This is a genomic window from Nevskia soli DSM 19509, from assembly GCF_000711955.1.
Taxonomy (GTDB): domain Bacteria; phylum Pseudomonadota; class Gammaproteobacteria; order Nevskiales; family Nevskiaceae; genus Nevskia; species Nevskia soli.
Genome location: NZ_JONR01000001.1, coordinates 128,098 through 142,582, shown reverse-complemented (window position 1 = coordinate 142,582; position 14,485 = coordinate 128,098). Strand labels below are relative to the sequence as shown.

Below are 14,485 nucleotides of genomic sequence, written 5' to 3'. Positions count from 1 at the left end.
GATGTAAGTTTCCCGTAAGACAACGCAGACGACTCCTCCCTACTGACTGGGCATCGCACGCTCGGCCTGGGCCGCGCCGCGTTTGACTGAATGCACCGTCCCGGTTTCATTTTTTAATGTTCCTTTATATGGAACACATTTCCTATATACAGAACACACCTTAACAAGCCGCCGATGGAGTGTCAATCGAACCATCCGGCTTACAGCATCCATGCATCGCCACGATCGTACTGGCCATTCCCGTTCCGCCAATGCTGTTCCGCCATGGGGAAAATTGCGGCCCCGCCCGGTCCGCGGAACGGCTCGCATTTCCCGCAAACCGGTCTGCCGCACCGGCATTTCGAACGCTAGGCCGCGGCACGCTTCGTCAGCAGCGCATCCAGCCTGGGATAGACCCGGCGCGCATTGGCCTCGAAGATCTTGTGGCGGCTTTCGGCGCTGAGTCCGGTCACCTGGTCGATGTAGCGCTTGGTGTCGTCGAAGGCATATCCGGTCTCCGGATCGATGCCCGGCACCGCACCCAGCATTTCCGAGGCGAACAGGATGTTGTCAATCGGCACCACGCTGGTCAGCAGCTCGATGCCCGGCCGGTGATAGACGCAGGTATCGAAATACACATTGTTCATCACATGCTCGAGCAGGTTCTTCTTCTTGATGCTCAGGCTCAGGCCGCGGTAGCGCCCCCAGTGGTAGGGCACCGCGCCGCCACCATGCGGAATCACCAGGCGCAGCGTCGGGAAGTCCCGAAACAGGTCGCCCTGGATGAACTGCATGAAGGCCGCGGTATCGGCATTGATGTAGTGCGCGCCGGTGTGGTGGAAGTTGGGATTGCAGCAGGACGAAACGTGGATCATTGCCGGCACGTCCAGCTCGCACAGCTTCTCGTAGACCGGATACCAGTAGCGGTCGGTCAGCGGCGGATCGGTCCAGTAGCCGCCCGTCGGATCGGGATTGAGGTTCACGCCGACGAAGCCGAGTTCGTTCACCACCCGCTCGAGTTCGGGCAGGCAGTTCTTCGGCGACACGCCGGGGAACTGCGGCAACTGGCCGACGCCGGCGAAATTGTCCGGCAGCAAGGTGCAGATGCGGTGGATCAGGTCATTCGACACCGTCGCCCACTGCTTGCTCACCGCCTCGGTGCCGACGTGGTGCGCCATGCCCGCGGCACGCGGCGACAGCACGGTCAGCGTGCTGCCGCGCTCGGCCTGCAGCTTGAGCTGCGGCTGCACGCTGTTGACCAGCATCTCGTCGCTGATGCCCAGGTCGGTCGAAGCCGGCTTGCGCGCCGGATCGGCCAGGCCGGCCAGCTGCTTGTCGCGGAACTGGTGCAGCACCGCCGGCTCGGTGGTGTAGTGGCAATGCGCGTCGATGATCATGGTGCGGCTGCTTCCTGATTCGATGAGAGGCTCGCCGCGGCGAGGAATTGCAGCAGCCGGGCGCTGGTGCGCTCCTCGGTCTGCTCGGCCACGGCGACATCCCAGTACTCCGCGCGCGGCAGGCACTCTTCGAGGTAGCGGGCGGCGGACGTGGCGTGCGAAGCGTCGTGCCCGGGCAGGATCAGCGCGGGGATATCCAGGCTCAGCAGATCTTCCGGCTCCGCACCCGGCGCGGTATCGCGGTCGAACAGGCGGCGCTGCATGCCGACCACCGTGAGCTTGTAGCGCTCCACGTCCAGTGCGGCATAGGCCTTGGCGAAGGCGGGATCGCTACGCAGCACCGAAGCCCAGGGACCGCCGCGCGGATCGGCGCCGAAGGGCTTGCCGCTCTCGGCCACCAGCGCCACCACCTTCTCCAGCCCGTGCTGTTGCACGAACGCCAGGTGCTCGGCGAAACGCTGATGGCTGCTCAAGCGGTAACGGGCGCCGCCTACCGGCCAGTACAGCACCATGCTCTGCACCCGCTGCGGATGCGCCACACCGAAGGCCAGCACCGGTGAGCAGCCCATGCAGCCACCCATCAGATGTGCACGCTCGATGCCGAGGTGATCCAGCAGCCCCCTGCCCTGGGCGACGAAATGGTCCCAGCCGATATGCTCGACGCGGCCGCCCGACTGCCCGGTTTCGCGCCGGTCGAAGATGATGCAGGTATGGCTGCGGCTGAGGTGATCGAGCGGCTTGGTCCGCGCATAGGCGCCGAGCATCGACCAGGTCTCCAGCGTGGCGTTGAAGCCGCCGGGCGAGAACATCAGCAATGGGGGACCGGAGCCGAGGACTTCGTAGCGGGTCTGGATACCGTCGATGGACACGATAGGCATGGCGTACTCCTCAGGGCGCCGGCTTGACCGGCGGAGCGCCCTTGATCTGGCGCGCGGCACGCACATCCGCCGCATAGGTGCCGATCGCATCGAGCGCGATGCGGGCGACATTGGCATAGCTCTCGACCTGCGAATCGATCGAACTCGCCGCATAGCCGATGGCGGCATGGGCCATGCGCACCCGTCCGTCCAGCCAGGGCCCGCCGCCGAATCCGCCGAGCACCGGGATGCGCACCGCCTGGGCCACCGCAGGCCCGGCCACCGGCCCGGAATTGGTGAAATCCAGCAGCGAAGCGCCGGCCGCTTCCAGCCGCTTCGCCTCCTCGATCAGCCGCGCCGTCATCTCCGGCGGCACTTGCGCGCCGGGCGCCGAGGCCGCGGCGTAGGGAATGCCGTACTGCAATGCCGTCTGCGGCGTGATGCCGAACTGTGCGAACACCGGGATGCCTGCCCGCACCAGCGCCAGCACCGCCTCGGGAAAATCGGTGGCGCCGTCGAGCTTGATCATGTCGGCCCCCGCTTCCTTGACCAGCCGGATCGCGGCGCGCACCGCGGAGTCGGTGCCTTCCTGCAGCGGGCCATAGGGGAAGTCGCAGCTCAGCAGGGCGCGCTTCACACCGCGCCGCACCGCCTTGCACACCACCAGCATCTCCTCCATGGTGATTTCCAGCGGGTTGGCATGGCCCCACAGGTTGACGCCCACCGTGTCGCCGACCGAAACGATGTCCACCCCGGCGCGATCCACGATCTGCGCCATCTGGTAGTCCCAGGCCACCACGCCGACGATCTTGCGGCCGTCGGCCTTCATCTGCTGCAGCGCGGGGATGGTCACCGCGTTACTGTCCGGCTTCATGTTGTATCTCCTTGTAGTGCCGCCAGCCTCAGCCGGTCAACGCGGCGGTGCCCGGTACGAATAGTTCTTCCACCGCGCAGGGACCGGAAATGATGTGCTGCTCGACGGCGTAGCCGATCAGCGCCTCCAGCATCGGCCGGTTGGCCTCGACGCCGTAAGGCAGTGGATCCTTGCCGGTGATCTCGAACACGCGCTGGTACATGCGATCCGGCTTGGTCGGCGCGGCGATGCTGCCAGCGCGCAACTGCTCCAGGTAAGGCTGTTTGGCCGCGACGAAGGCGTCGAACAGGCGCGCCGGCAGTTCCGGATGGGCCCGCAGCACTTCGTCCTTCACCACCAGCAGATGGTTGATCGGGTAGTGGCCGCTCTGCTCCAGCAGGCGGAAGCCACGTTCGGCGGCATCGGGAATCAATGGCGCCACGTCCGCATGCTCCACCTGCACGCCGATGCAGGCCGCGATCTCGCCGGCCGTCAGCAGCCGCTCCAGGGTCTTGCCTTTTTCAATGGAGACCACGTTGGCCGGTGGCTGGAATTCCGCCACATGCTCGTCGCCCGACAGCACCCAGGTGATCTTGTCGAGATCGACGCCGTGCTCATGCCGCAGGACGCTGCGCGCCCACACTCCGGTGGTCACCGTGTAGCCGCGGTTGACGCCGACCTTCTTCCCTTCCAGATCCTTGGGATTGCGGATGCCCAGCTTGGTGTTGTGCAGGATGGCGCCGTGATGGAAGCCCCGCACCAGGAAGATCGGCAGCGCCGTGAAGGCCTTGTGATGGGCCCGCGCGCAGAGATAAGTCGTGATGGCCATCTCGCTGACCTCGAACTCCAGCCCGCGCACCATCCGCCGGAAGGCCTGGATGATGGCCGGCACTTCCTCGAACTCCAGCGTGTAGCCCTGCGGCTTCACCTCACCGTCCTTCAGCGCCCGGGTATGTCCCAGGGTCTGCAGGGCGGCTTTCAGCTTGTGTTCTGTCATCATGAAATTCCTTCTAGAGATACGGACGCCTCGTGGCCTCCGGCCCCTCAGCAGCAGTCGTCGTCGAAGCCGTCGGGCGCCGCCAGCGAACGCATCAGCCAGTCGCAGGGCAGATCCTCCTCGGTGATCTCGAGCGCCGGCTTGAACACCTTGAAGCGATGGCGCACTCCCGCCGCGGTCCAGAACACCACCACCGTCTCCAGCGGCGGACAGCCCGGCAGGGCGCAGGCGATCTCCGATACCAGCACCACCACCCCCGGCCCCAGCCGGAAACGCCGGCGCGTCTGTTCGCTCAAGCGATCCAGGGCCTGCAGCTGCTCCGGACTTTTCCTTGGGGCTCCCAGCATCGATGTACCTCAGCCGTTGCCCATGTTCATAGCCGTCGGCCGAGGCAAATGGACGGGGCCCGCGCGTGCGGAGCGAACCCCGTCCATGGCCCTCAGACCGAGGTCTGGGCCTTGCCGGGCCGCACCGTCAGCGCATCCCTGGCGGCGTCCTTGAACAGCTGATCCGGCGCCAGGATCACCGCGGCGGAACGCACGCGGTGATGCGCCGGATCCACGCCCGGGGGCACCTCTCCCTTTTCCGCCAGCGCCTTCGCCGCCTTCATCAGGCGCATGCGCGCCATGACGATGCCGTTGTCGGTGGAACTCAGGTTCTCCCGCGTGCGGTCGCAGATCGGGCCCATGCTTTCCTGCAGCGAGGCGTCCTGCATGCCGATGCCATCGATGCCGCTGTAGGCATGACCGGCTTTCTGCGAGTCACGGTCCATCAGGTAGTTGTTGCTCTTGTTGGCGAGCGGGATGTAGGTGCCCGGAATGGTGGCGACGTGGATGCCCTTGCCGGCGACCATCGCGTCGCGCTCGGTCTTGCTCAGCGCGCGCACCGGGTGGTAGTCGAAGCTCCAGGCCCAGCAGCTCTCGTCGTCGATCGGGATCCAGAAGTGGCCGTGCACCGGGTGGTCGCCGCGCGGCGGCACCATGGTGAAGCAGGGCATCACCCAGGGCGTAATGCGCCAGTAGAACTTGCCATCCTCGGCATTGCGGCGCGCACCGATCAGCAGGCCGCCGTCGGACGGCACCACCTCGAACACCGGCTTGGTGTCGTTGAGGTTGTACTGGTTGCCCTTGGCGCCCTTGAACAGCGGATCGCTGTTGAGGTTGCCGCGGTGCAGCCAGGAGACGTGGCTGGAATCGATGCCGCCCTCCATGGCCTGCAGCCAGTTGCATTCCTGCAGGCGCTTGGAGGTGTAAGTCTGCTCCGGCGGCACCAGGGAGAACTCGAACTCCGGCAGCGGCGGCTGCTTGTCGCGCGGGCCCATATAGGTCCATAGCACGCCGCCCTGCTTCACCAGCGGATAGCCGGTGAGCTTGATGCGCGAGCAGAAACCGTTCTCGGAAGGCTCGGACGGCACATCGACGCACTGGCCGGTGACGTCGTACTTCCAGCCGTGGTACGGGCAGCGGATGCCGTTTTCCTCGTTGCGGCCGAACCACAGCGAGACGCCGCGATGGGCGCAGAACTCGCTGATCAGGCCGTAACGGCCTTCGGTATCGCGGAAGGCCAGCAGGCTTTCCGACAGCAGCTTCACCCGCACCGGCGGGCAGTCGTTTTCCGGAAGCTCCTCCGCCAGCAGGGCCGGAATCCAGTAGCTGCGGAACATCGCGCCCATGGGGGTGGTCGGGCCGGTTTGCGTCAGCAGGTCATTCTGTTCTTTTCTAAGCATTTACTGCTCCAATCGTCAGATCTTGTGGCTTTCAAGCGTGGAAGGATGAAACAGCTCCTCCACCTGCAACCGGCGCTTGGACAGGCCCTGCGCGTGGTGGTGGTGGAGGAAGTTGTCGAGAACCTTGCGGTTCGGCGCATAGCCGTAGGACCAGAAATCCGGCCCCATCAGCGTGCGCGCGGCGCGCAACTGCTCCTCGACGAAAGGCAAGGTCACCTTGGTGGCCGAGGTATCGACCAGGCGCGACAGGGCGATGCTCTTGGCTTCGCCGAACGCCTTGGCCACCGCCATCGGCAGCCAGGGATGCTGCTCCGCCAGTTCGCGGCGCACGCCGAGGACATGCATGATCGGGAAGATGCCGGTGCGGCGGAAATAATCGGCGGCGGTGCGCGAAGGATCCGGGAACAACCAGCCGACCTGTGGATTGCCCTGCTCGAAGCAGGACGGCGCACGCGGCCCGATGATGCCGTCGATCTCGCCGCGCTCCAGCATCTGCGACAGCGTCACGTCTTCCGGCGCCGTCTCGATGCGGATGTCCGGCGGCAGCTGCAACGGGATCTTCTCCGGCCGCCCCGGCGTTTCCATGCCGCCACGAACCCAGGCGATGTCCGACGGATTGACGCCGTATTCGTCCTGCAACAGCGCGCGCGCCCAGACACAGGCGGTCAGCTGGTATTCCGGTGTGCCGATGCGGCGCCCCTTCAGGTCCGCCGGGCTGTTGATGCCGCGGTCGGTGCGGATGCAGATCGCCGTGTGGCGGAAGGCGCGCGAGGGAAACACCGGCACGCCGACGTAGGGATTGGTGCCGGCGGCGGTCTTCACCGAAAAGCTGCTCAGCGACAGCTCGCTGACGTCGAAGGCGACATCGCGGAAAGCGCGGAAGAACATCTCCTCCGGCGACAACAGCATATAGACCGGATCGGTGCCGTCGATCTGCACGTCGCCGTCCACCAGTGGACGGGTCCGGTCGTAGTTGCCCATCGCGATGGACAGTTTTAGTTTCGACAAAATACGGCTCCTCGGCTCAGGCGGCTTTGGCCGACCGTTTCAGATTGTTGAAAAGGGTGGCGAGGCTCACCGCGGGGTCGGCCAGTTCGGCGGCGCCGACCTGCCCGCCGAGGGCGATGATCTCCTTGCCGAAGCGCACATCGCGGGCGCTGTTGATGCCGATGGCCGCAACCAGCCTGCCTTCGCGCAGATGGAAGAACACCACCGGGCCGCCGCCCAGGGTACCGCGCTGCACCACCTCGTCGCCGGCCTGCGGCACGCCCGCGATCTGCAGGTTCAGGTCGAACTGGTCGCTCCAGAACCATGGAATTTCCGCGTAAGGCTTGCGGGCGCCGAGGATGTTGCGCGCCACGGCGATGGCCTGGTTCTGCGCGTTCTGCCAGGACTCCAGGCGGATGTGCCGGCCGAGCAGGGGATTGAAATGGCTGCTGACGTCGCCGGCGGCGTAGATCTTCGGATCGCTGCTGCGCCCGTATTCGTCGACGACGATGCCGTTGTCGATCTCCAGTCCGGCCGCCTGTGCCAGTTCCACATTGGGAATGACGCCGATACCGACCACCACCGCGTCCGCAGTCAGCACCTCGCCGTTGTCAAGTTCCACCAGCGCGCGGCCATTGTCGTCGCCGATGCGCCGCACGCTGGCGCCGGTGCGCAGGGCAACACCCTTCTGCCGGTGCAGATCGGCGTAGAACGCGCCGAGCAGCGGCGGCACGCCGCGCGCCATCGGCAGCGGCGCCAGTTCCAGCACGCTGACCTTGCATGCACGCAGCAGTGCGGCGGCCGCCACTTCCATGCCGATGAAGCCGGCCCCGATCACCACGATGTGCGCGCCCGGCAGCATGCGCTGCTGCAACCGGCGGCTGTCCTCGATGGTACGCAGATAACTGACCAGCGGATGGGCTGAACCTTCCAGCGTCAGCGGACGCGGCCGCGTGCCGGTGGTCAGGATCAGGTTCTCATAGGCGATGCGCGAGCCATCGTCCACTTCGACCATGCTCTGCGCGCGGTCGATGCGCAGCGCCTTCCTGCCGTGCAACAAGGTGATGCCGGATTCGGCGTACCAGTCGGCCGGCCGCACCCAGGCGATCTTCGCCAGGCTGGCATCGCCGAGGAACTCCTTCGACAACGCCGGCCGTTCGTACGGCGGATGCGCTTCATCGCCGATGATGGCGATCGGACCGCCGTGTCCGCCCTGGCGCAAGGCCTCCGCGGCGCGGCCGCCGGCCTGGCCGGAGCCGATGATGACGACAGCGCCCACGGAGCCCTGCCCTTCCGGCGCACTCATACGGACACGCCGGAAACCACCGGCGTCGCTTCAGGCAAGGACATTCCCCTCACGCCGCGACTCCGCGATGCTCGGACGGATCGATGCAGAGCTGGCCGTCGACGACATGGACAGTCCAGGTGCGCAGCGCCTCGGTGCAGGGCGCCGCGGTGGCATGACCAGTACGGATGTCGAAACGCCCCTGGTGGAACGGGCATTCGATCTCGCAACCCATGACGAAGCCTTCGGCCAGCGAGCCGGGGCCGTGCGTGCACAGATCCTGCGTGGCGTAATACCGTCCATCGAGATTGAACACCGCGTACGCTACGTTATCCAGCACAACCTGGACCGGCATATCGGGTTCGACGGCGGCAGCGGCGCACAGGGCGACCAGCTGCGCCTCTTGAATCTGGGAATCGGCCGACACTTCTTTCCTCCTTCAATGACTCGGCACTTCGCCTCGGGCGGGCGGAAGTTTTATGGGAACGTCCGTCGCGGGCTGGCGCCCGCGACGTTCATGGATGACTTTCGATCTCGGCCCGGCCGGGAACGTTGCTGATGCGCCGCATGCGTCGCCACAGCGTGGTCACGCTGATGCCGAGTTCGGCGGCGGTCTTGCCGCGGTGACCGCTGTTGCGATGCAGAGCGTCGAGGATGGAAGCCTCCTCGGCATGCGCCACCCGGTCGCACAGGTAGCTGCCCACCGCCGCAGGCTCCACCGCGCGCTGCAGCGGCCGGTAGCCTTCGTCGGCGCGTGCGAAGTGATGCGGAAACAGGATGTCGCCTTCCGCCAGGCTGACCGCGCGCTCCAGCACATTGCGCAGTTCGCGGATATTGCCGGGCCAGGACTGTTCGACCAGCCGGTTCATCGCATCCGGATGGATCCTGCGGGTGCTGCGGCCATCGGCCCGGTCCAGGCTGTCGATCATGCTGGCGGCGATCGCGGGAATGTCCTCGCGACGATCGCGCAGCGGCGGCAGGTGGATGTCGATGACGTTGAGGCGGTAGTACAAATCCTCACGGAAATGGCCTTCCTGCATGTGCCGGTGCAGGTCGCGGTTCGAGGTGACGATGATGCGCACATCGGTCGGGATCGGTTTGACCGAGCCGATGCGGCACACCTCGCGCTCCTGGATCACGCGCAGCAGCTTGGCCTGGATGTCGACGTTGATCTCGGTGATCTCGTCGAGCAGCAGCGTGCCGCCGTTGGCCTGCTCGAACACGCCGGGACGGCCGCCCTTGCGGGCGCCGGTAAAGGTGCCGTCCATGTAGCCAAACAGCATGCTGTCGACCAGGCTGTCCGGCAGCGCCGAACAATTGATGGCGACGAAGGGGCCGGTGCGGCGTGCCGAAGCGTTGTGGATCGCCTGGGCGAACAGCTCCTTGCCGGTGCCGCTTTCACCGTTGAGGAATACCGGCGCGTTGCGGCGCGCGGCAGCCTTGCCACGCTCGATGGCCTTGCCGATGGCCGGACCGTCGCCGATGATGTCGTCCCAGCAGTACTTGGCGGAGAGGCTGCTGAAGCCGCGGCTGCTGCCCGCGTGCTTGTCGCCCGAGGCTACCGGCTGGTCGAAGCCGAGGCCGAATTCCGCCACCGTGCCGAGACGCACCGTGCGCGCCGCCATTTTCGATTCGGCGCTCTGCGTGATTTCCAGGATCCGCTCCCCGACCGGAAACGCCACGCGGATGGTGCCGGTGGTTTGGTCCTCTTCCCACTCGGGGCGACCGCTGCGGGACACCGCGCGTGCGATCGCGCTCACATGGCCTTCGCGCGTGGGAAATACGGTGCCATTGCGATCGACGCGGCGTACACAGCGCCCGCTGCCGTCGGCAATGACCACGTCGCCGGAACACAGGCGGGCCAGGAGCGGCAGGATCGCCAGCATGTCGTCGCCCAAGGTTCCACCTTCCCTCATGACGTCTTCCAGAATGCCGTCACCGAATGAATGCAGCGGACGCACCCCCCTGTTGAGCGTCATCAGAGGAACTCCGCGCCTTGCCGAATTCCCTCGAGGTTCCTGCGCGTAACGCTGCCGGGAACCTGCCTCCAGATCCACTCAACCGTACTCATTTTGCGGACGCTCATGATTCGCACCTAATCATTGCTGCAGCCTTGCGTACCGGCATTTCTGCCTCTTTCGGAGTGGAAACTTACGTTCTTTTATATGGAACGGTTTTCCTTTATGTTGAACGTACTTTTAACAGCGCTTCCGGGCGATGTCAATTGCGAACGGCCGCGCGCCGCAGCCGACGCCGCTTGAGGCTTGATTTGCGTGGAACTTGATTGCCGCCCGGAGTGCACCGGCACACCGTCATCGCGCACCGATCCGGAAAATTTCCGCAGCGGTTTTCCGATGACGGCTTATGCTCGCGGTCGGAGAAGAGCGTGTGAAGACACGCAGGCAGCAGGCCGCAGAGGCCAGCCTCGGACAGCGCGGTGGGTGGGGTGCAAGGAAGACTGTCGCCTTGAAGCGAAGTCGCGACTTCGCCGCCTCAGCGGCTGGAAGAATCCGGGATTATTGCCAGTGGCCGTGCCGCGAAAACGAAACGACCGCGCGCGCCGCTCAGAAAATCCTGGAACGGTCGCCGAGACGCAGGGAGATGGCCTTGGCCGCTTCGTTGACGTTGCCGGCGAGCGCCAGCAGCCGGCTCTTGGTCAGGCGCTGCGTCGGACCGGTCACGCCCACCGCGGCGACCGAGTTGCCGCTGTCGTCGCGGATCGGGGCGGCGATGCTGCGCACGCCGATCTCGTATTCCTCGTCATCGGTGGCGTAGCCCCGCGTGCGGATCTTGGCCAGTTCCTCCTGCAAGGTCGCCGCATCGACCATGGTCCGCGGCGTGCGCTGCTCCAGCCCGGCGCTGATGATCCGCTCGATCGCGGCCGCCGGCTGGAAGGCGATCATCGCCTTGCCCTCGGCCGTGCAATGCACCGGCTTGCGCAGGCCGATGCCGGAACTGATGCGGTTGACCTTCTGGCTTTCGAGGAAATTGACGCAGACCACGCCGCCGTGATCGAGGATCGACAGGTCGACGGTTTCGCCGGTCTGCTCACGCAAGGTCATCAGCCAGGGTTTGGCCTCGAACGAGATATCGATCTTGCGGCGCACCAGCGAACCCAGCTCGAACACCGCCAGGCCCAGGCGGTATTTGCCGGTTTCCTTGTTCTGCTCGAGCATGCCGGCCTCGACCAGCGTCGAGGCCAGCCGATGCACCGTGCTCTTGGCCAGGCCCAGGCGCTCCGCCAGGGCGCTGATTCCCATCTCGCTGCGCTCATCGGAGAACGTCTTCATCAACAGGATCGCGTTGGCAACAGACGACAGCCGGGTACTGCCGTCGTCGGAATTTTTCGCCTGGCCTGCCATTCGACAAGATCTCTCTGAATAGGGGGAATCGCTTGATCAGCTATGGAATCTGCCATGCAAGAGGGCTGCCGCGCAAGCGCCGGGCCTGAGGCCGCCGCGACGGGTCGGCATCCGGGATGGATCGCGACGGGGGCGACAAGCACCCGGATTCAATACTGGGCGGCAATGCCTTGCGCACTGCGCCGCTTACAATTTACCAACCTTCCCGCCATGTTCCACGGAACAGCTGATGAGAAAGCCAAAGCCGCAACGAACCCGGAAACCGCTGGGACAGCCTCCGGGCGCGTCGCGGAATCCGCTAGAAACCGAACTGCGTGCGCAGCGCCACTTCGTTCCAGCTGCCGCCGGTTTCCGGGTACGGCGCGGTGAGGCTGCCGCGATCGAGGAAGCCGTGGATGTAGTTGAGCATGAATTTGACGTTGTTGTTGGCGTACCAGTTCATACCCAGAGTCAGACTTTGCTGCACCCCCCCGGCAACGGCATCGGGCGAGTTGGCGATGCCTTCGATGAACTTGTCGTTCATATTGACCCAGCTGTAGCGGGCCGCCACTTCCAGGGCGCCGAAGTTGCCCCACGACAGTGAAATGGGGTTGGCCGGAGACAGGTTGGCGAAGCCAGCGGCGGATGGCACGTAGTTGTGGCGCTCCCCGGTCAACGACCACGTGACCTCGCCATAAGCGCCCTGGAAACTGACATCAGCCAGGCCCTGGCGTTGCACGTCGTAATGGTAGTACTCGCCAAGGGCCAGGAACGGACCATAGGCGGCGGCGAATTCCGCACTGTAGGTGCCACCGCTGCGTACCGGGTTCTTGGCAGAGCCGAAGCTGACACTGATGATATTGGTCGGATCAACGCGCAACTCGGCCTCATCGCTCAAGGACAGGCTGTTGAAAGTCGAGCCCGACTTAAAGGTCGGCTGCACCACGCGCTGGAACCCGGCGCCCAGATGGAACAGGTTGGCTCCGGACCGCCAGAAGTTGTAGGTGTAGCGTCCCGTGATCCCGACCTGCTCCTGGTTCGCCGCCGCGGTGTGGTTGTCGCCCGCCTTGGGGCCGGTCAGCATGATCACACCGAAGAAGCGGTCGGTGTAGTCGCGCAGACCGAACACCGCCCTGCCCTCGCCACTGGCGTAGCCGGTCGCCAGGCGATCCGGTGTCGGATGCTCGAGGAAGATACCGCTCGAACTGCCCAGCGCCTCATCGAGGAAGATCGGCGGTGTCTCGTAACCCATTTCGATACTGGTGCGGGTGGAGAACGGACGAAAGCCGGTATAGCTGACCAGCGCCTTCTTGAAGCCCGCGGTCGGGCCGCCGGAAGCGGCGATGGTTTCATCCGAGTTGCCGAAGTCGTAGGCCAACTCGGCGTGCCAGTCTTCCTGGAAAGTCGCATTGAAGCCGATCTGCATGCGGCGGGCATTGAAGCCGCTCTGGATCTTCTGTGGCACCGACGCGCTGGACGATGGATGGAAGTCGTTCAGGCCGAAGTCGAACTGCATCAGCGACAGTAACTCGATCTGGTTGCGCCCATCCGCGCTGCGCCAGCCCGGCCGGTTCCTCGGCGACATGGTGATGGTCGGCCCCGGCGAAGTTGCCGGCCGCAGGTCGGCGGTGGCGATCGCCTGCACCTGCGCATTGGCGGTATCCGCAGCAGCTTGTGCCTTGTCGGCGCGGGCCTGGCTCTCCTTCTCCGCGTCGACCAGGTGGTCCAGCATCTCCTGCTGCTTCTTCAGCATCTCCTGCTGCTGCTGGATCTGCTGTTGCAGTTCCCTGATCTGGTTCTTCACCGGATCAGTGGTTTCGGCAAATGCCGGGCGGGCCGCAAGCAGTGCACCTGCGCTCAGCACTCCAATGGAAATACGTCTCAGCATGAAACTCTCCTCCCCTGTGATTTCTTTTGTTTTGGCGCCGGGGTGACCGGACACGCCATACCTGACAGGCATTAACGCACCGAGTGTGCCACCCACCAAAATTTTGCAATCAAGTTGATATACTGCAATTCCTCAGACTGGAACAGCGCCCATGGCCGCCCGGACCGATGACAGCCGCGAGACCATACTGCGCGCACGCAACCTGCTGAAGCGCGCACACACCGCGGCGGATCTGCGCGCGGCCCAGGCGGTCCTGTTCGTCAGCGACTACGGCCTGTCGCTGCAGCAGACCGCCGCCATGCTCGGCTGCTCGCCCCCCACCGTCGGCCGCCTGCGCCGATGGCTCGGCTCCAGCTCCCAGAATGGCCAGTCCATGCATGAACAATGGGGCGGCCGGCGCAGGCAAAACCTGAGCCCGGAAGAAGAAAAGCGCTTCCTCGGCAGATTCCTGGAGCAGGCCCGAGGGGGGGAGGCCATCACGGTGAAGGCGATCCGGCAGGCCTATGAAGCCAGGCTCGGCCGCATCGTACCCGACTCCACCATCTACCGCCTGCTGCAACGCCATGGCTGGTACAAGGTGACGCGCGGCGCCTATCGCGATGCCGCCAGCCGCAGTGCAGCAGGATCAAAATCATCTTGATTGCAGTAATTGGATCTGCGGAAGACTGGATTCAGCGGTTTCCCGTGATGCTTTCGCGTTGCGCAATGTTCACGGTTGAAAAAGCAGGGGGCTGGATTTTCAGTTCTGCAATGCCGCCCGGCGCAGGCTCAGGAAGCCGCGCCGTCCGTCGCCGCACGATCGGCCTCGGCCCACAACTGGCCGGCCAGATGAAACGCCGCATTCGCCGCCGGCACGCCGCAATAGATGGCCGCCTGCAGCAACACTTCCTTGATCTCGTCGCGCGTCACGCCGTTGTTCTTCGCGGCCAGCAGATGCAACCTCAACTCCTGCTCGCGATTCAAGGCCACCAGCATGGCGATGGTCAGCAGGGAGCGCGTGTGCCGCGGCAGGCCCGGACGCGTCCAGATCTCGCCCCAGGCGTAACGGGTGATCAGTTCCTGGAATTCGCGGTTGAAGTCGTTCAGGCCCTGCTGGGCGCGATCGACATGGGCATCGCCCAGCACTGCCCGGCGCACTTCCATGCCGGCCTTGCGCCGCTCGTCTTCATCCATTG

14 protein-coding genes are annotated in these 14,485 nt (G+C 65.1%); 1 reads left to right on the top strand and 13 read right to left on the bottom strand.

The window, feature by feature from the left end:
- Positions 1–347 precede the first annotated feature (347 nt).
- From BP26_RS0100595 to BP26_RS0100535, 12 genes are all read right to left on the bottom strand, one after another.
- Positions 348–1,376 carry an amidohydrolase family protein gene (locus tag BP26_RS0100595; protein WP_029918638.1) on the bottom strand — a complete coding sequence of 343 codons (1,029 nt, stop codon included), beginning with the start codon at positions 1,374–1,376 and terminating at the stop codon, positions 348–350.
- Complete coding sequence (locus BP26_RS0100590; RefSeq protein ID WP_029918637.1) at positions 1,373–2,254, bottom strand: alpha/beta fold hydrolase; 882 nt, start codon at positions 2,252–2,254, stop codon at positions 1,373–1,375. Before BP26_RS0100590 ends, BP26_RS0100595 begins: the two co-directional genes overlap by 4 nt.
- Before the next feature lie 10 nt (positions 2,255–2,264).
- The gene (locus tag BP26_RS0100585) at positions 2,265–3,107 is read right to left on the bottom strand and encodes a 3-methyl-2-oxobutanoate hydroxymethyltransferase (RefSeq protein WP_029918636.1); all 843 of its coding nucleotides are present in this window, start codon (positions 3,105–3,107) and stop codon (positions 2,265–2,267) included.
- 28 nt (positions 3,108–3,135) lie between these two features.
- Positions 3,136–4,083, bottom strand: a complete 948-nt coding sequence (locus BP26_RS0100580) for a substrate-binding domain-containing protein (protein WP_036515748.1) — start codon at positions 4,081–4,083, stop codon at positions 3,136–3,138.
- 47 nt (positions 4,084–4,130) lie between these two features.
- Positions 4,131–4,379 carry a hypothetical protein gene (locus tag BP26_RS0100575; RefSeq protein ID WP_211254786.1) on the bottom strand — a complete coding sequence of 83 codons (249 nt, stop codon included), beginning with the start codon at positions 4,377–4,379 and terminating at the stop codon, positions 4,131–4,133.
- A gap of 143 nt (positions 4,380–4,522) precedes the next feature.
- Positions 4,523–5,809, bottom strand: a complete 1,287-nt coding sequence (locus tag BP26_RS0100570) for an aromatic ring-hydroxylating dioxygenase subunit alpha (protein ID WP_029918633.1) — start codon at positions 5,807–5,809, stop codon at positions 4,523–4,525.
- Positions 5,810–5,824: 15 nt separating this feature from the next.
- On the bottom strand, positions 5,825–6,817 hold the full coding sequence (locus BP26_RS0100565; protein WP_029918632.1) for an ABC transporter substrate-binding protein: 993 nt from the start codon (positions 6,815–6,817) through the stop codon (positions 5,825–5,827).
- Positions 6,818–6,833: 16 nt separating this feature from the next.
- Positions 6,834–8,102 carry an NAD(P)/FAD-dependent oxidoreductase gene (locus BP26_RS0100560; RefSeq protein WP_051747939.1) on the bottom strand — a complete coding sequence of 423 codons (1,269 nt, stop codon included), beginning with the start codon at positions 8,100–8,102 and terminating at the stop codon, positions 6,834–6,836.
- Between the two features lie 49 nt (positions 8,103–8,151).
- Positions 8,152–8,508: a non-heme iron oxygenase ferredoxin subunit gene (locus tag BP26_RS0100555; protein ID WP_211254785.1), complete on the bottom strand. Its 357-nt coding sequence runs from the start codon at positions 8,506–8,508 to the stop codon at positions 8,152–8,154.
- Positions 8,509–8,596: 88 nt separating this feature from the next.
- On the bottom strand, positions 8,597–10,060 hold the full coding sequence (locus BP26_RS26300; protein ID WP_051747937.1) for a sigma-54 interaction domain-containing protein: 1,464 nt from the start codon (positions 10,058–10,060) through the stop codon (positions 8,597–8,599).
- A gap of 585 nt (positions 10,061–10,645) precedes the next feature.
- A complete protein-coding gene (locus BP26_RS0100540) occupies positions 10,646–11,443 on the bottom strand; it encodes an IclR family transcriptional regulator (protein ID WP_029918628.1) in 798 nt (265 codons plus the stop codon).
- 298 nt (positions 11,444–11,741) lie between these two features.
- Positions 11,742–13,310 (bottom strand): OprO/OprP family phosphate-selective porin, encoded by a 1,569-nt coding sequence (locus tag BP26_RS0100535; protein ID WP_169740617.1) that lies wholly within the window; start codon positions 13,308–13,310, stop codon positions 11,742–11,744.
- A 151-nt stretch (positions 13,311–13,461) separates the two neighbouring features.
- Here BP26_RS0100535 and BP26_RS0100530 point away from each other — a divergent pair, with 151 nt between their 5' ends.
- Complete coding sequence (locus BP26_RS0100530; protein WP_051747936.1) at positions 13,462–13,950, top strand: helix-turn-helix domain-containing protein; 489 nt, start codon at positions 13,462–13,464, stop codon at positions 13,948–13,950.
- Positions 13,951–14,078: 128 nt separating this feature from the next.
- On the opposite strand, the gene pcaC is transcribed toward BP26_RS0100530, so the two are convergent.
- Positions 14,079–14,483, bottom strand: coding sequence for a 4-carboxymuconolactone decarboxylase (gene pcaC, locus BP26_RS0100525; protein WP_029918625.1), 405 nt, complete (start codon positions 14,481–14,483; stop codon positions 14,079–14,081).
- Between the last annotated feature and the right edge of the window lie 2 nt (positions 14,484–14,485).